This window comes from Acidimicrobiales bacterium, from assembly GCA_036378675.1.
GTDB lineage: Bacteria > Actinomycetota > Acidimicrobiia > Acidimicrobiales > Palsa-688 > DASUWA01.
This window is the reverse complement of record DASUWA010000055.1, coordinates 1-15,819: the sequence shown is the minus strand read 5'-3', so window position 1 is coordinate 15,819 and position 15,819 is coordinate 1. Positions and strand designations below refer to the sequence as shown.

Below are 15,819 nucleotides of genomic sequence, written 5' to 3'. Positions count from 1 at the left end.
CTCTAAAACGTCAATCGAACGTTGCCAAGGTAGATCCAAACCGGTTCTTACCGGCTGTGCTCCCTGGCACCCCGGAAGTGTCAGAGCCCGGTGCTCCCGGGTGCCCTCGGCAGGATTCGAACCTGCGCACCCGGCTCCGGAGGCCGGTGCTCTATCCCCTGAGCTACGAGGGCGCTGGCGGCGAGCGGGAATCCGCGCCGGGAGGGACGAGCATAGCCCTCGGGCGGGGCTGTCCTACCATGAGAGGATGCCGAAGGGCACCGTCCTGGTAGTCGACGACGATCCAGTCATAATCAACCTGCTGCAGGTCAACTTCGAGATCGAGGGCTATGACGTGCTGACCGCGCTCGGCGGCGAAGCGGGTCTGGCCCAGGCGAAGGCGAACCGGCCGGACGCGATCGTCCTCGACGTGATGATGCCCGGCATCGACGGGATCGAGGTTGCTCGGCGCTTGCGCCAGGATCGCGACACGGCATCTATTCCCATCGTTTTGCTGTCCGCCAAGGCCCAGGCCGCGGATATCCAGGCCGGGCTGCAGGTCGCGGATGAGTACGTCACCAAGCCGTTCGAGCCCCTGGAGTTGCTAGAACGCGTCGGCGGCCTCGTCGCGCGATCCTCCGCCGCCGACCGGCCAGCCGACTGACGTTGCTCCCCGATCCCGAGACTGAGGCCGCGCCGGGGATCGAACACCCCCACGGCCCACCGGCCGACGCGCCGGTCCCGCTCGCGCTCCTTCCGGATGGAGCGTCTGTCGACGGCACCGGTGCCCTTTCGATCGGCGGGGTCTCAGTTGTGGAACTTGCCCGAGAGTTCGGGACCCCGGTGTTCTTGTACGACGAGGACCACCTCCGAAGGAGGTGCAATGAGGCAGTCGCGGCGTGGGGCGACGGCGTCGCCTACGCATCGAAGGCGTTTCTGTGCCGGGCGATGGCGAGCCTCGCTTACGAGGAGGGCATGTGCATCGACGTGTCCACCGGAGGCGAAATGCACGTGGGGTTGAATGCGGGAGTCCCTGCCGAGCGTCTTGTTCTTCATGGCAACAACAAGTCGGAGACAGAAATTGGCACTGCCGTTCGCGCCGGAGTCGGACGGATCGTTGTCGACTCGTTCGACGAAATCGACCGGCTGGAGCGGATCGCCGGCGATCTCGGAAAGCGGCCCAGGGCGCTCGTCCGCGTAACCCCCGGGATCGAGGCTCACACCCACGAGTTCGTCATGACCGGGCAAGAGGATTCGAAGTTCGGCTTCGGGCTTTCATCAGGCGACGCGGCCGGGGCGGTGGCGAGGCTTCGCAAGCCCGGCTTTCCAGTTGAACTCGTTGGCCTCCACGCCCACATCGGATCTCAGATCTTCTCGCTCGAATCCTTCGAGAGGGAGGTGTCCGCGCTGGCGGACTTCTTTGTCCCTCTCGGTCTCTCGGAGCTCTGCCTCGGTGGAGGGCTTGGCGTTCCGTACGTCGTCGGCGAGGCAGCCCCGAGCATCACTGGCTGGGCTGACGCCGTGAAGCGAGCCGCCCTTTCGGCGGGGATACCACCCGAGGTGCGAGTGACCGCCGAACCGGGGAGGGCGATCGTGGCCGCAGCTGCTGTGACCTGTTACACGGTCGGCACGATCAAGAGGGTCCCCGGCATCCGGACCTACGTGAGCGTCGACGGCGGGATGAGCGACAACCCCAGGCCCGTTCTCTACGGAAGCGGCTACGAAGCCTTCCTGCCTCGTGCCGTCACCGCAGCGCGACCACGGGTCGTCACCGTGGTCGGGAAACATTGCGAGTCCGGCGACGTGATCGTCCGCGATGCGCAGGTCCCGGAGGATCTGTCCGTCGGCGACGTGCTGGCCACCCCGGTAACCGGAGCGTACGGCCACTCGATGGCCTCGACCTACAACAAGGTTCCCCGCCCGCCTGTCGTCTTCGTCCGAGACGGCGAAGCCAGGATGGTCGTCAGGCGCGAGACGTACGACGACCTCGTGGCCTTCGACGTCTAGCGAACTACTGTCGAAGAGATGGCAACACCGCTCAAGGTCGGGCTGCTCGGATGCGGCAACGTCGGAGGCGCGCTCGTCCGCCTTCTGGTCGACGACTCTGAGCGCATCGCGGCGCGTACCGGTTTGCAGGTCTCTCTTGCTGGTGTAGCGGTTCGCAGCCAATCGCGAGAGCGTGACGCGCCGGTGCCGGCCGGTCTGTTGACGGCGGATGCCCAGTCAGTTGTTTTCGATCCCGATGTCGACGTTGTCGTCGAGGTAATCGGGGGAATCGAACCGGCGAGAACCCTGATCCTGGCCGCTCTCAAGGCTGGGAAGCCAGTGGTAACGGCCAACAAGGAGCTCCTGGCCAACTGCGGGGCTGAACTGTTCGAGGCGGCCTCGACCGCGGGCGTGGACCTTCTGTTCGAGGCTGCGGTTGCCGGTGGCATTCCTCTGATCCGGCCGCTCCGGGAGTCGCTCGCAGGCGAACGGATCCGACGGGTCATGGGCATCGTCAACGGAACGACGAACTTCATCCTCACCAAGATGAGCGAGTCCGGAACCAGCTATCACGACGCCCTCGCCGAAGCCCAGAGCCTCGGGTACGCCGAAAGGGACCCGACCGCCGACGTCGAGGGATACGACGCCGCGGCCAAGGCTGCGATCCTCGCCAACGTTGCGTTCGGAGCGCGCGTCGTTGCCGGCGACGTTTACCGAGAGGGCATTAGCGCAATCACCACGGCGGATATATCCACGGCCAAACAGTTGGGCTTCGCGGTGAAGCTCCTCGCTGTGGTCGAACACAACGACGCCGCCGAATCCGTCACTGAATCCGTCGCGGTAAGGGTCCACCCGGCGATGATCCCGACTACCCACCCTCTGGCCGCGGTCAGGGACTCGTACAACGCAGTGTTCGTCGAAGGCGACGCGGTCGGCCAGCTCATGCTGCTCGGACGCGGAGCGGGAGGGATGCCTACCGCCAGCGCGGTGCTCGGCGACCTGCTCGACGCTGCGCACAACCTCACCACCGGCGGGGCGGGCCGTAGCGTCGCGCTGAGGAAAGTCGAGATCTGCCCCATCGATGATCTTCGTTCTCCTTACTACCTGACCCTCCAGGTGCTCGACAGGCCCGGGGTTCTGCACGCGGTGTCCGGGGTGCTGGGGCGACATCAGGTATCGATCAGGTTGATGGAGCAGGAAGCGCTTCCAGCCATCGCCGCGATCGACGAGGCTCCCAGGCCCGGATCGACCGCCGAACCATCGTCGCCGGCAACCATGGCCGGACCTTCTGCCGTTGCGGGAGGCGAGCCGGTCGCCCGGCTGGTGTTCGTCACCCACCCTGCATACGAGCGGGACGTCCAGGCGTGTCTGCACGACCTGCGCCACCTGGACGTAGTCGACAGCATCGGCGGACTCCTGCGCGTCATTGGATCGTGACTCGAGTGGCGTCCGGCTGGAAAGGCGTTATAGAGGAATACCGCCAGTTCCTGCCGGTGGGCGCGTCGACTCCGGTGGTGACACTCCAAGAAGGGGGCACCCCTCTTCTGCCGGCGCCTCGCATCTCGGAGAGGGTGGGGGCGACGGTGTTCCTGAAGGTTGAAGGGGCGAATCCGACCGGATCATTCAAGGACCGCGGAATGACCGTCGCCATATCGAAGGCGCTCGAGGAAGGCGCCAAGGCCGTCGTTTGCGGTTCGACCGGCAACACGTCGGCATCCGCGGCGGCATACGCATCGCGCGCGGGCATGACGTGCGCTGTCCTCATCCCGGAGGGATACATAGCCCTTGGCAAGCTGGCCCAGGCTCTGATCCACGGAGCCCGAGTTCTCCAGATTCGAGCCAACTTCGACGCCGCCCTCGAGATTGTCCGCCAGCTCGGCGACACCGCACCGGTGACCGTTGTGAACTCGATCAACCCGTACCGGATCGAAGGCCAGAAAACAGGAGCCTTCGAGATCGTCGACGTCCTCGGCGACGCGCCCGACTTCCATTGCATCCCCGTCGGCAACGCGGGGAACATCACCGCGTACTGGAAGGGATACCGCGAGTACCAGGACGCGGGACGGCTATCCAAGCTGCCTCGAATGCTCGGGTTTCAGGCCGCGGGTGCCGCACCGCTGGTCGCGGGGCACCCGATCGAGGAGCCCGAGACTGTCGCCACAGCAATCCGGATCGGCAAGCCCGCCTCGTGGTACGGGGCCACGGCTGCGGCTACCGAGTCGGGGGGGTCGATTGCGGCGGTGACCGACGACGAGATCCTCGAGGCGTACAGGTTGCTGGCGCAGGAGGAGTCGGTGTTCTGTGAACCGGCGTCGGCTGCGTCGGTGGCCGGTCTGTTGAAGTCGGAGGTTCCGTCGGGGTCGACGGTTGTCTGCGTCCTGACCGGCCACGGGCTGAAGGATCCCGACATTGCTATCGGGCAGATCGCGGTTCCGACTCCGGTCGATCCAGAGATTGGTGCGGTGCGGGCCGAACTGGGTCTCTGATCGCCGGCTTGGTGGTTGCCGCTAGGGCCTCCGGCTAACTACCATGGACCGGTCGTCGTCCGCGCCGGAGTGCCTGCCGGGCGATGGTGCGCCCCTTTCAGGCCTGAACTCGCGGCGTGCACCAGCCGATTGACACACCGACGCCGTGGTATCCAGCGAGCCGGTGGCCGACATCCTCTCCTTTTTCCCTTTCGAACCCTAAGAAGACCACAAACGAGGTTTCACATATGAGCGGAACGCAGCTCGAGCGCTCGGTCCTCGAGGCCAAGGAGCGCGAGGAGCTCTTCGCCATCGCCGACGCCCTTGGAACCAAGCCGACGGCGCGCGCGAAGAAGTCGGACCTGGTCAACCAAATACTGCGCGCGACCGGTGTTGAGGCCGACGCCGCCGGCGAAGGCGCCAAGCCGCGGCGGACGCGCGCTCGCAAAACGTCGACCGAGGCGGCTTCCGACCAGGCGGGCAACCAAGAGACGGGCCAGCAGCCGGTGCCCGACTCCGGGGTGCCGTCGGGCGAGGAGGGGGAAGTTGGGCCGTCCCGGCCGCCCCGGCAATCACGAGCGATCGAGGCCGGCGCAGACGTGGAAGGTCGCGATCGGAGTCGATCGGGTGCTGAATCGGTCGGTGTCGCGCCGGTAAACGGGGCTCTCGACGGTCCGGCCGCTGCGAACGTTTCCAACGCTTCGAACGGCGGTGGCGCCGGGCAGGACCACGGGGATGCACAAAACACGGTCACCGAGCGCGGGGCGGGCGGCCGGACAACCCAGGACGGCCCGAGCCATGGACCCGGCCAACGCCAATTCGACGCGGAACCCGGCAACCGGCGAAACCGCCGGCGGCGCGGGCGAGACCGTTTCGACAGAGGGGAGCGTGATCTTCCCGGCCAGAACGCCGAGTCGCAGTTCAGCGGGGAACCGATCCCGGTGAGCGGCTACCTCGACACCCGTGACGAGGGTTACGGGTTTCTCCGGACGGACGGCTTTCTGTCCGGGCCGGGAGATGTTTATGTGTCGATCAGCCAGGTGCGGCGCTTCGCTTTGCGCAAGGGTGACTACCTCGAAGGCGCCGCCCGTCCCGCCGGCGGGAACGAGAAGTATCCGGCGCTGCTCCGGATCGACAAGGTTTCGGGCCTGACGCCGGACGAAGCCAGGGAGCGGCCTCGCTTCGAAAACCTCACCCCGCTCTTTCCCGATCAGAAGCTGCGCCTCGAGATTCCCGGCGACCCCGCGAACGTGACCGCCCGGATCGTCGATCTGATATCGCCGATCGGCAAAGGCCAGCGCGGCATGATCGTCTCCCCACCGAAGGCTGGGAAGACCACGATCCTCAAGCAGATCGCCCACTCGATCGAGGCCAACAATCCCGACGTTCACCTGATGGTGCTCCTCGTCGACGAGCGGCCCGAAGAAGTCACGGACATGCGGCGGTCGGTCAAGGGCGAGGTCATCGCGTCGACGTTCGACCGTCCTGCCGAGGAGCACACCCAGGTCGTTGAGCTCGCCATCGAGCGGGCCAAGCGGATGGTCGAGGTCGGGCGCGACGTCGTCATCGTCCTGGACGGGATCACCCGCCTAGCGCGTGCCTACAACCTCGCCCAGCCCGCGACCGGCCGGATCATGTCGGGTGGCATCGACACCGGCGCCCTGTACCCGCCGAAGAAGTTCTTCGGGGCAGCGCGGAATATCGAGGAGGGCGGATCGTTGACGATCCTGGCTACCGCGCTGGTCGAGACCGGGAGCCGAATGGACGAGGTGATCTTCGAGGAGTTCAAGGGAACAGGAAACATGGAGTTGCGGCTGGACCGGAGGCTTGCCGAGAGGCGCATCTATCCGGCGATCGACGTGAACGGTTCGTCCACACGTCACGAGGAGTTGCTGTTCGACCGGGTGCAGCTCCAGCAGGTGTGGAAGCTGCGCCGTGTTCTCAACGCGCTTGGGAGCGAAGGCAGCAGCGCCGCCGGGCTCGAGTTGCTGTTGGACCGGCTCAAGGCCACCAAGACCAATGACGAGTTCCTCGCCGAGGTGGCGAAGAACCCGACACCGGCGATGTGAGCCGGTTACATGAGATTTAGAAGATTTAGGAAGGAGTCTTCATGAAGACCGAAACCCATCCCGAGTACGTGACCGCCAAGGTGACCTGCTCGTGCGGCAACACTTTCACGACCCGCTCGACCAAGGGCGAGCTTCACACCGAGCTCTGCAACGAGTGCCACCCGTTCTACACCGGCAAGCAGAAGCTGGTCGATACCGGTGGCCGGGTCGAGCGCTTCGAACGCCGTTACGGCCGGAGGGGCAAGAAGTCGTAGCTTCTCCGGGTGCCGGCGGGACCGCCGGCGCGGCTGATCAGCTGAGCCAGCTGCGGGCGGCGAAGCTTCGCGCTCTCGTCGGTCAGCACTGGGACAAAGACACCGCTCGTCTCGGTGAACACGTGGCGTTCGTAGGGGGCGCCGCGCTGGTCTCGCCGGGCGAGCGTTGCGCGATGTGGGTGCTCATCGATGACGGCGAGGTGGCACGATTCGGACCGGCGCTGGCGTTGGCGGACAGCCGGGGCGCGGCGTCTCTGGATGTGCTCGTAGAGGAGGCCGTGCCCGGCGCTGCAGGCGTGATCGCCCGGCGTGCGGAGGAGATGGCCTCTCCGCCGGGGGTGTGGACGTTGTCCGGGCGTGAGATCGAGCGGTCGGCGCCGGCGGGGGTGCCCGACATTTCCGAGGTCGCCGGCGACAGCGGCGACGCGGAATACGTCGGGCTCCTGGCGGCGCACGGAATCGAACCGGTATTCGAGCACGGGGTGCTCCGGGGTGAGGTGCTCGGGCTAGAGGTGGCCCGGGTGATCGGCGGAGACCTGGTGGTTGGGGTCGGCAGGCACGACCGCAACGCCCGGCTGGAAATGCGGCCGGGCGAAGACATCGGTGCGGCGCTTGACGAAGCCGCCGCAGCAGTTCGCGCCCGGCGCCGGCCCGGCGTCACACGACACCCTGCCAACACGCTCGCCCGATCGCGGTGGTTGCGGGCAGTGGTCTGTGCCCGCCCCTCGCTCGTCGGGGCCGATGTTTTGACGGTCGTAGCTCCCCCCATGCCGTGGTTCGACCTGCCCGAGGCCGGTGCGGCTCCCTGCGTCGGTGTTCTGGCCGGCGGGGACCCCGTCGTAGTTGTGTGCTCGGTCGGGATCGACCTCGACCTGGTACCGACGGCTGCAGACTGCAGGGTCCTCTATCGCCCGGCCGGTCGTCTGATCCTCGCTGTGCCCCACGGAGACGATGCGCCGGTCAACCGACGGCTGGCCGCGGCCCTTGCCCGGCCCGCGGAAGTCGTCACCGTTCCGCGGGATTGGGAGGCTCTGCCCGACGGCGTGCCTTGAGCGAGTACATCAGGGGCAGCCGCCCGGGGGGCGGCCACCGGTAGCGCCCGTCCTTTCCCCTGATCAACCATCCGCCGAGATCCGAGTGGCACCAGTCCCATTCGTTTACGAACCTCAAGTCGAACCCGGCGTTGAGCACTTCGTTGATCACTTGCGAGATCGGGTGCTGCCATTCGTAGCAAGTGTTGTGTTCGGTGGCGGCGTTCCTGTCCGCGTAGGTACCTGGGCTGTCGTCGACAAACGGAGCGACCGAAAAGTAGTCGTACTTGACTACCGGTTCCTTGTCGTCGAAGACCCATGCGACCGGGTGGTACTCGCACACGTAGAGCCATCCACCCGGCTTCAGGAGCCTGGCGCAGATCGCAGCCCAACGGTCTATGTAGGGAAGCCAGTTGAGCGCGCCTTTACCGGTGTAGATGACGTCGAACTCGCCGGCGCCGAGAACCTCGGGCGCGTCGTACACGTTGGCCTGGACGAACGTGGCTCGGTCGGCGAGATCGAGCTCGGCGGCGAGGCCGCGGGCGGTTTCGATCGCGGGCTGAGAGAAGTCGAGCCCCACAGCGGTGAGCGTCGGGTGGAGCCTCGCCAGATCGAGGGTGTCGAGACCGAAGTGGCATTGCAGATGCGCCAGCCGTAAACCTCCGAGCGGCCCGAGCTCTTCGATCTCGAACGGCTCCAGTTTTGGTCGGCCGGCCTTGAAGCCGTCGACGTCGTAGAACTCGGAGCGGACGTGGATTGGCACCCGTTCGTCCCACATCCGGCGGTTGAGATCCATCCCCTTCTCGGCGTCTTGGGCGTTGTCCGAGGCCACTGCGGTGAGTGTATGCGGAGGAGGTGGTCCGGCTGTAATATCATGAAATGCATCAACAGTGGGTAACCGTTGCCTCGGGCCAGGGCGGTGTCATCAGCAGGGCGCAGCTGCGTCAGGCCGGCGTGACCTCCGGCCGGTTCCATGGCCTCCTATCCCAAGGTGTCCTACGACGGGCGCCGCGCGACCCACCGGTACGCTGGTGGATCGTGCTGGATCGTCTCGAGAACCTGGAACGTGAGTACGAAGTCGTGCTCGCGCAGCTCTCGGATCCGGCCGTCATCTCGGACCAGCGCCGGCTGAGGGACGTCTCGAGGCGGCACAAGGAGCTGGAACCGATCGTGGAGGCGCTCAGGGACTATCGCTCCGCGGCCGGCGATCTCGACGCGGCGAGGGAGATGCTCGCCGAAGCCGACGGGGCTGACCGCGACATGCTGCGGGCGGAGATCGCCGAGTCCGAGTCTCGGATCGCGGACCTGGAGGAGCGGCTCAAGTTGTTGCTGCTTCCGAAGGACCCGAACGACGGCAAGAACGTGATCGTGGAGATCAGGGGGGCCGAGGGTGGCGAGGAGGCCAACCTGTTCGCCCGGGATCTCTACGAGATGTACACGCGGTACGCCGAGCGGAAAGGGCTCGGACTGGAGGTCCTCTCGACCGACCCGTCGGACATGGGTGGGTTCAATCAGGTGACGTTCGTGGTCAAGGGCGACACGGCCTGGTCGCATCTGAAATACGAAGGGGGCCCGCATCGGGTGCAGCGTGTCCCGGTGACCGAGTCGCAAGGCCGGGTACACACGTCTTCGGCGACGGTCACCGTGTTGCCCGAGGCAGAGGAAGTCGACGTGCAGATCGAAGAGAAGGACCTGAAGATCGACGTCTACCGCTCGACCGGGCCAGGGGGCCAGTCGGTGAACACCACCGACTCGGCCGTGCGGATCACCCACCTTCCGACCGGGATCGTGGTGGCGATGCAGGACGAGAAGAGCCAGATCCAGAACCGGGCGAAGGCGATGCAGGTGCTGCGAGCCCGTTTGCTCAAGGCCGAGCAGGACCGGCAGTCCGCCGAGCTGTCCAGCGCCAGACGCAGCCAGATCGGAGGGGGCGGCCGGTCCGAGAAGATCCGCACCTACAACTACAAGGAGAACCGGGTCACCGATCACCGCATCGGCCTGACCTTGTACAAGCTCGACAAGATCATGATGGGCGAGCTCGACGAGATCGTCGACGCGCTCATGGCGGACGAGAGGGCCGCACAGCTCGCCGGGGCGGGCGAAGACCCCGCGTTCGCCGCAGGATGACCAGCGTTCCGAGCCCGATCGCACCGGCGGGCCGGACCCCTACGACGCCGCTGAGCGAGCCGCCCCGGGAGACGTGGCGGGTCCTCTACGAGGAGGCGCGCCGGCGACTGGCCAACGATGTCGAGGCGCGCTGGCTGGTCGAGGAGGCCTCGGGCTTCTCCTGGCCGGAGCTGTCCAGAGAAGGGCCGAGTGTTGCGGACGCGGCAAGGGCGCGCTTCACCTCGATGCTCGAGCGGCGCGCGGCGGGGGAGCCCCTCCAGTACGTATTGGGGCACTGGAGTTTCCGGACCCTGGACCTGATGGTGGACCGAAGGGTGTTGATTCCGAGGCCCGAAACGGAGCAAGTGGTCGAGGCGGGTCTCGTCGAGCTCGATCTGACCCGAGCCAGCGACCCGAAACGCTCCCTGTTGGCGGTCGACCTCGGGACCGGTTCGGGCGCTATCGCGCTGTCGATCGCGGCGGAGCGGCACGGAGTAGAGGTATGGGCGACAGATCAGTCGCGCGAAGCCCTCGACGTCGCCTCGGCGAACCTGGCTGGGCTAGGGGGCCTCAGGGCAACGCGCGTTCGATTTGCTCATGGAGAGTGGTGGTCCGCGTTGCCGGAGGAGCTGAGAGGTCGGGTCGATCTGGTGATCTCGAACCCGCCGTACGTGTCCACCGCCGAGATGGGACTGCTCGACCCGGTCATCCGCGATTGGGAGCCGACCACAGCACTCGCGTCGGGGCCGACCGGTCTGGAAGGGATCGAGTCGATACTCGCAGGTGCTGCCGGCTGGCTGAGCCCTCGGGGATCCGCCGTGATCGAGATCGCTCCTCATCAATGTGAACGTGCGATCGAATCAGCGCGCGGGCTCGGATTCGAGCACGCACATATCGTCCAGGATCTCGCCGGCCGCGACCGGGCGCTGGTTGCGAGGATGAGCCCAAGATGAGGGCCGGGGTAGTGGACCAGTGATCTCACCGGTGCGCATCATTCCGGCGCTAGGAGACCCCCCTCCTCGAGATGCCATCGCGGCGGCGGTCGAGGCGCTACGCGACGGGGACATCGTCGGGCTGCCGACCGACACTGTCTACGGACTGGCCGCCGATCCCTGGCATTCGGGCGCCGCCGACAGGCTGTTCCGGGTCAAGCGCCGACCGAGGAGCATCGAGCTGCCGGTGCTCGTCTCAGATGCCGAACAGGCGCTGAGCCTGGTGACGGGCCTTCCCGACGCGGCGTTGAGGCTCATGAAGGCGTTCTGGCCGGGAGCCCTCACCCTGGTGATGCCGCGCCGCCCCGACGTCACGGCAGACCTCGGCGACGAGGACGCCACGATCGGGGTTCGTTGCCCCGCCCACCCGGTTCCGCTGGCCGTATGCCGGGAGATCGGCCCCGTGGCCACGACCAGCGCCAACCGTCACGGGGCATCCCCGCTGACGACCGCGGCGGAGCTGGCCGAGTCCTTGAGCGGCATGGCGATCGTCGTCGACGGCGGGAAGTGCGACGGCCCTGCGTCGACCGTTGTCGACGCGACCGGTGAGAGCCCGCGACTTCTGCGGGAGGGCGCGATTCCCTGGGAGCAGATCCTCGCCGTCGCCACCGCGTAGCGACGCCACCGCCTCTGAGCGGCCAACCGCTGGAAGACACCGAAAGAGACGCTCAGAGCGAAATCGCGTCAACTTGCCCCTATAAAGCCTGGCATGGGACGATGCAGCACGTGCTGATGTCCCGCCCAGTAGCAGGGGGCTTGTTCGCCTGCCGGAGAGCGGCTTCAGGTTTCGCCAGCGGCAACCATGTAGTTTCCCGGCAGGGCAATCATGGACAAAGAGCGACCAGGGATCATGGCATTCGCCGGCCTCGGGCTGATGAACGCCTTGTGCGTCGGAGCCGGGCTCGTCGGCGGTTGGTTCGCCGACAAGGCTGCTGGCACCTTGCCGCTCTTCCTGATGATCGGCCTCGTCGCCGGTGTCCTAGTCGGCGTATTGGCGACCAGGTCGGAGTTTAAGAGATACTTCTAGTCGTCCGCGACTACATTTTTTCCCGACCGAAAATACAGACCCAGGACCAACGAAAACTCCCATCACCCACCTAACCTTCAAGCCTGTGCTCACCGCCTTTCCCCTTACCGAAGTCGACCGGATCGTCCGAAGGACGGCTTACTCGACCATCGGCGCCGGCATAGCCGGCGCGGCGCTTGCCATCCTGCTCGGTCAGCCGTTGGTGGCCCCCGGGCTGGCTCTCGGCATCGCCCTGGCCATCGCCAACCACCGCGTGTTCCAGTCGTCGGCCATGCGCTTCACCACCCCCGAGGGAATGCTCAGCCGCAAGCCGTTCGCCGGGAGCGTCGCGCTGCGGCTCGGTGCGTGCACCGCGGTGGCCATCGGTCTGTTGATCGTCGCAAGGCCGATGGGATGGGGGGTCGTGGCCGGTCTGGCGGTCTTCCAGTTCATGATGCTCCTCAACGCCCTGGTCTCGCTGGCGCGCTATCAACGGCGCGAGATCGGCTCCTTGGCGGTGCCGGAGGGCGCGGATGAGTGACGAGCTTTCCGGTGATCGGCGCGGCGGAGGTCCCGCATGAGGGATCTGTCCGGCATCCTCGCCGTAAACATCCCGGTCGGGGATCACATCACCCGAAAGATCGGCGGTCTCAGCTTCAACCTCGACACCATCTGGACGACCGTTGCTGCGGCGGCGATCGTGCTGGGCATGGGCTTCTACCTCCGCCGCAACGCGACTGCGGAGGTCCCCGGTCGGCTCCAGTTGGTATGGGAGACGGTAGTTGGCACGGTGCAGGACCAGGTGGAAAGCAGCCTGGGCCCCCGTTACCGCAACGTCGTTCCTCTCGGCGTGACCATCTTCCTGCTGATCCTGATCGCAGACTGGATCGAGATCCTCCCAGGCTTGTTCCACAACACGGACTACGCGCCCTCTCCGACAGCCGATGTGAACCTGACTTACGCGATGGGGATCACGGTCTTCGTTCTGTTCACTGCGGCTTCGATCAGGAAGAAAGGTCTCTGGGGCTACATCACGAACTTCTTCCGCGCCCCGAGGTGGATGTTCCCGATCCACATCGTGGAGGAGATCACCAAACCTCTGACCCTGGCGCTGCGGCTCTTCGGGAACCTTTTCTCCGGCGGGATCATGATCGCGTTGCTGATCAGTTTCATCCCGAAGTTCTATTTCTTCAGCATCATCTTCACGCCGATCTGGAAGCTCTTCGACATGTTCATCGGCGTCATCCAGGCGTTCATCTTCGCCCTGCTGACGATCCTCTATTACCAGTTTGCCGTCGAAGAGGGTGGGCACTGAAGTGACCACCCTTGACCAATCAAATGGGTCGCCGAGGCCCAGATAGGAGAAGCCCAACAAAATGGCAGCAACCACGCAGAAGGCCATCGAGCTGGCCGGTGCCTTCACTGGAGGAGGCCTCGCTCTCGGCGGCGGCGCGATCGGCGCGGCAGTAGGTGACGGTCTCGCCGGTAGCCAGACCATCGCCGGCATCGCACGCCAGCCTGAGGTCCAGGGTCGTCTCTACACGACGATGTTCCTGATCGTCGGTCTGGTCGAAGGCATGTACTTCATCAACTTGGCTTTCGCCGCGCTGTTCGTTTTCGTACTCGCCAAGGGCTAATCGTCGATGGTCGGCTCGTCCAACTTCCTAGTACCGAACGCGACGTTCATCGTCGAGCTGATTGCGTTCCTGATCGTCGTGTTCGTGATCGGCAGATACATCCTCCCGTACATCACCAAGCCGATGGAGGAACGCCAAGCGACGATCCGCCAGGCTCTGGCCGACGCGGAAGAGGCGAAGCGCCGCGCCGCCGAGGCCGAAGAGGAGTACAAGCGGGTGATCGCCGAGGCACGCTCAGAGGCGCGCTCTGTTGTTGACGAGGCGAGCAAGCTGGGCGAGCGAGTGCGAGCGGATCGACGCCAGCAGGCCGAGGAGGAGTACGAGCGAATCCTTGCGCGGGCGCGAGAAGACATCGATGCCCAGACGAGGCGCGCCACCGAGGAACTCCGGCGGAGCGCCGCCGATCTAGCGGTGACCGTCGTGGAGAAGGTCATCGGCGAGGGTCTCGACACCTCGGCGCAGAAGGCCCTGATCGACAGAACAATTGCAGAGGTCGACTCGAGTGCCAGTGCTGGGGTGACCGGCTAGGTGCGGCAAAGCATCCGCGGCTACACCGACGGGGTCATCGAGCTTGCCGGCGATACATCGAGCCTCGCGTCAATCGCGACCGAACTATCTGCGATCAAGCAGGTAGTCGACGCTTCCGAGGATCTGCGTCGCGTTCTTGCCGACGCCGGGGTGACCGCCTCGGCCCGGCGCGCCGTGGTGACGGAGCTGTTTCAAAGCAGGGTCAGTGATCGCTCGTTGGAGCTGGTCAACTTCGCGGTGGACGCGGACCGCGCCGGCGAATTTCTCTCCAACCTCACTTGGCTGGTTGCTCGCGTGGAGGCCGCCGCAAGAGGCGCGCGTCCCGTATCGGAGCCCGTTCTCGGACATCACGCCGCGGAAGAGCGTCTCGACGGATACGCCACTGCGGTACTCGGCCAGCTTCGAGGCGACGCGGAGCTGACGCGAGTCGCCGACGAGCTGTTCCGGTTCATGCGCGTCGTCGACGGCTCGACAGAACTCACCGTGGCGCTCACCGACCGTGATGTACCTGCCGAGCGCCGCCGGTCCCTGGTCGAGGACCTCCTTCGTACGAAGACGGAACCGATTACGCTTCACTTGGCGGCCTACGCGACTCAGGTCGGCAGGCCCCGCGACTACCAGGCGCTTCTCGGCTTTCTCGTCGACCGGGTCGCCGCCGAGAGCAACCGCCGGCTCGCGGAGGTCCGCGCCGCGGTCGACCTAGACGAATCACAACGTCAGCAGCTGGCCGACGCATTGTCCCGGGTGGTCGGCCGCGGCGTCGACATAAGGGTGACGATCGACCCGTCGGTACTGGCCGGGTTCGTCGCGACCATTGGCGACACCGTCGTTGATGGCAGCGCACGGCATCGCCTCGAGATCTTGAAAGAGCGCCTCCTAACCCCCGAGGCCACCGTCAATACAGGAGACAGCTGATGGCAACACAGGAGACAGCTGATGGCTGAACTCGCAATCGATCCCGCCGAAATCAGCGCCGCACTCCGTCGCAACGTCGAAGGATTTACCGCCGGCGTGTCGACGGAGCAGGTGGGCCGGATCCTCGAGGTCTACGACGGGATCGCACGGGTATCCGGGCTGCCGAACGCGGCGGTGAACGAGCTTCTCGAGTTCGAGGGCGGGGAGCTCGGGCTTGCCCTTAACCTCGATGAGGATTCGATCGGCGCAGTAGTTCTCGGCGAGGTCGACGATCTCGAGGAAGGCCAGACGGTACGCGCAACTGGTCGGATTCTCTCTATTCCCGTCGGCGACGCGATGCTCGGTCGAGTCATCAACCCGCTAGCGGAACCGCTCGACGGTCTTGGTCCTATCGCGACAGAGTTCACCCGCCGCCTGGAGGTTCAGGCCCCTGGAGTGATCGACCGCCAACCGGTGAAGGAGCCGCTACAGACCGGCATCAAGGCGATCGACGCCATGACCCCGATTGGCAGGGGCCAGCGCGAGCTAATCATCGGAGACCGCAAGACCGGCAAGACCACCGTCGCGATCGACACGATCCTCGCCCAGAAGGGCCAGGGCGTGAAGTGCATCTACGTCGCGATCGGCCAGAAGGGCTCCACCGTCGCGCAGACCGTCGCCACGCTCGAGGAGCACGGCGCGATGGACTACACGGTGGTCGTGAACGCGCCCGCCGCCGACGAGGCCGTGTTCAAGTACCTCGCCCCCTACGCCGGGTGCGCGATCGGCCAGCACTGGATGGACAACGGCGAGCACGCCCTTATCGTCTATGACGACCTGTCGAAGCAAGCCGAGGCGTACCGGCAGCTTTC

The 15,819-nt window shown here is 65.9% G+C and carries 18 protein-coding genes and 1 tRNA gene; 17 read left to right on the top strand and 2 right to left on the bottom strand.

Annotation, left to right across the window (positions count from 1 at the left end; translation table 11 throughout):
* Positions 1 to 101 precede the first annotated feature (101 nt).
* A tRNA-Arg gene (locus VFZ97_17395) sits at positions 102 to 173 on the bottom strand.
* Between the two features lie 74 nt (positions 174 to 247).
* Between VFZ97_17395 and VFZ97_17390 the strand changes: the two genes are divergently transcribed.
* The 7 genes from VFZ97_17390 to VFZ97_17360 all read left to right on the top strand — a co-directional run bounded on the left by VFZ97_17390 (position 248) and on the right by VFZ97_17360 (position 7,805).
* Positions 248 to 643, top strand: a complete 396-nt coding sequence (locus tag VFZ97_17390; GenBank protein ID HEX6395211.1) for a response regulator — start codon at positions 248 to 250, stop codon at positions 641 to 643.
* A gap of 2 nt (positions 644 to 645) precedes the next feature.
* On the top strand, positions 646 to 1,986 hold the full coding sequence (gene lysA / locus VFZ97_17385; protein ID HEX6395210.1) for a diaminopimelate decarboxylase: 1,341 nt from the start codon (positions 646 to 648) through the stop codon (positions 1,984 to 1,986).
* Between the two features lie 18 nt (positions 1,987 to 2,004).
* Positions 2,005 to 3,402 carry a homoserine dehydrogenase gene (locus VFZ97_17380; GenBank protein HEX6395209.1) on the top strand — a complete coding sequence of 466 codons (1,398 nt, stop codon included), beginning with the start codon at positions 2,005 to 2,007 and terminating at the stop codon, positions 3,400 to 3,402.
* A gap of 5 nt (positions 3,403 to 3,407) precedes the next feature.
* Positions 3,408 to 4,451: a threonine synthase gene (gene thrC / locus VFZ97_17375; protein HEX6395208.1), complete on the top strand. Its 1,044-nt coding sequence runs from the start codon at positions 3,408 to 3,410 to the stop codon at positions 4,449 to 4,451.
* Between the two features lie 227 nt (positions 4,452 to 4,678).
* Entirely contained in the window at positions 4,679 to 6,499 is a 1,821-nt protein-coding gene (gene rho, locus VFZ97_17370; GenBank protein ID HEX6395207.1) for a transcription termination factor Rho, read from the top strand.
* 41 nt (positions 6,500 to 6,540) lie between these two features.
* On the top strand, positions 6,541 to 6,753 hold the full coding sequence (gene rpmE / locus VFZ97_17365) for a 50S ribosomal protein L31 (protein ID HEX6395206.1): 213 nt from the start codon (positions 6,541 to 6,543) through the stop codon (positions 6,751 to 6,753).
* 122 nt (positions 6,754 to 6,875) lie between these two features.
* Entirely contained in the window at positions 6,876 to 7,805 is a 930-nt protein-coding gene (locus VFZ97_17360) for a hypothetical protein (protein ID HEX6395205.1), read from the top strand.
* On the opposite strand, the gene VFZ97_17355 is transcribed toward VFZ97_17360, so the two are convergent.
* The gene (locus tag VFZ97_17355) at positions 7,759 to 8,616 is read right to left on the bottom strand and encodes a class I SAM-dependent methyltransferase (GenBank protein ID HEX6395204.1); all 858 of its coding nucleotides are present in this window, start codon (positions 8,614 to 8,616) and stop codon (positions 7,759 to 7,761) included. The two genes, VFZ97_17360 and VFZ97_17355, sit on opposite strands and share 47 nt — an antisense overlap.
* Positions 8,617 to 8,663: 47 nt before the next feature.
* Between VFZ97_17355 and prfA the strand changes: the two genes are divergently transcribed.
* The 10 genes from prfA to VFZ97_17305 all read left to right on the top strand — a co-directional run.
* The gene (gene prfA / locus VFZ97_17350; GenBank protein HEX6395203.1) at positions 8,664 to 9,911 is read left to right on the top strand and encodes a peptide chain release factor 1; all 1,248 of its coding nucleotides are present in this window, start codon (positions 8,664 to 8,666) and stop codon (positions 9,909 to 9,911) included.
* Positions 9,908 to 10,843 carry a peptide chain release factor N(5)-glutamine methyltransferase gene (gene prmC / locus VFZ97_17345; GenBank protein ID HEX6395202.1) on the top strand — a complete coding sequence of 312 codons (936 nt, stop codon included), beginning with the start codon at positions 9,908 to 9,910 and terminating at the stop codon, positions 10,841 to 10,843. The genes prfA and prmC overlap by 4 nt, the downstream gene beginning before the upstream one ends.
* A 31-nt stretch (positions 10,844 to 10,874) precedes the next feature.
* Positions 10,875 to 11,498 carry an L-threonylcarbamoyladenylate synthase gene (locus VFZ97_17340; protein HEX6395201.1) on the top strand — a complete coding sequence of 208 codons (624 nt, stop codon included), beginning with the start codon at positions 10,875 to 10,877 and terminating at the stop codon, positions 11,496 to 11,498.
* A 234-nt stretch (positions 11,499 to 11,732) separates the two neighbouring features.
* Entirely contained in the window at positions 11,733 to 11,909 is a 177-nt protein-coding gene (locus tag VFZ97_17335; protein ID HEX6395200.1) for a hypothetical protein, read from the top strand.
* 85 nt (positions 11,910 to 11,994) lie between these two features.
* Positions 11,995 to 12,429 carry a hypothetical protein gene (locus tag VFZ97_17330; protein HEX6395199.1) on the top strand — a complete coding sequence of 145 codons (435 nt, stop codon included), beginning with the start codon at positions 11,995 to 11,997 and terminating at the stop codon, positions 12,427 to 12,429.
* 36 nt (positions 12,430 to 12,465) lie between these two features.
* Entirely contained in the window at positions 12,466 to 13,203 is a 738-nt protein-coding gene (atpB, locus tag VFZ97_17325) for a F0F1 ATP synthase subunit A (protein ID HEX6395198.1), read from the top strand.
* Positions 13,204 to 13,264: 61 nt separating this feature from the next.
* Positions 13,265 to 13,525 (top strand): ATP synthase F0 subunit C, encoded by a 261-nt coding sequence (gene atpE / locus VFZ97_17320; GenBank protein ID HEX6395197.1) that lies wholly within the window; start codon positions 13,265 to 13,267, stop codon positions 13,523 to 13,525.
* A 6-nt stretch (positions 13,526 to 13,531) separates the two neighbouring features.
* A complete protein-coding gene (gene atpF / locus VFZ97_17315; GenBank protein ID HEX6395196.1) occupies positions 13,532 to 14,053 on the top strand; it encodes a F0F1 ATP synthase subunit B in 522 nt (173 codons plus the stop codon).
* A complete protein-coding gene (locus VFZ97_17310; protein HEX6395195.1) occupies positions 14,054 to 14,968 on the top strand; it encodes a F0F1 ATP synthase subunit delta in 915 nt (304 codons plus the stop codon).
* A gap of 21 nt (positions 14,969 to 14,989) precedes the next feature.
* A partial coding sequence (locus VFZ97_17305; GenBank protein HEX6395194.1) for a F0F1 ATP synthase subunit alpha occupies positions 14,990 to 15,819 on the top strand: 830 nt, incomplete at its 3' end.

Excerpts from the sequence above, each read along its gene's own strand:
- VFZ97_17390 (HEX6395211.1), top strand. The coding sequence starts at position 248 with ATGCCGAAGGGCACCGTCCTGGTAGTCGACGACGATCCAGTCATAATC.
- VFZ97_17380 (HEX6395209.1), top strand. The coding sequence starts at position 2,005 with ATGGCAACACCGCTCAAGGTCGGGCTGCTCGGATGCGGCAACGTCGGA.
- rho (HEX6395207.1), top strand. The coding sequence starts at position 4,679 with ATGAGCGGAACGCAGCTCGAGCGCTCGGTCCTCGAGGCCAAGGAGCGC.
- rpmE (HEX6395206.1), top strand. The coding sequence starts at position 6,541 with ATGAAGACCGAAACCCATCCCGAGTACGTGACCGCCAAGGTGACCTGC.
- prfA (HEX6395203.1), top strand. The coding sequence starts at position 8,664 with ATGCATCAACAGTGGGTAACCGTTGCCTCGGGCCAGGGCGGTGTCATC.
- prmC (HEX6395202.1), top strand. The coding sequence starts at position 9,908 with ATGACCAGCGTTCCGAGCCCGATCGCACCGGCGGGCCGGACCCCTACG.
- VFZ97_17335 (HEX6395200.1), top strand. The coding sequence starts at position 11,733 with ATGGCATTCGCCGGCCTCGGGCTGATGAACGCCTTGTGCGTCGGAGCC.
- atpB (HEX6395198.1), top strand. The coding sequence starts at position 12,466 with ATGAGGGATCTGTCCGGCATCCTCGCCGTAAACATCCCGGTCGGGGAT.
- atpE (HEX6395197.1), top strand. The coding sequence starts at position 13,265 with ATGGCAGCAACCACGCAGAAGGCCATCGAGCTGGCCGGTGCCTTCACT.
- atpF (HEX6395196.1), top strand. The coding sequence starts at position 13,532 with ATGGTCGGCTCGTCCAACTTCCTAGTACCGAACGCGACGTTCATCGTC.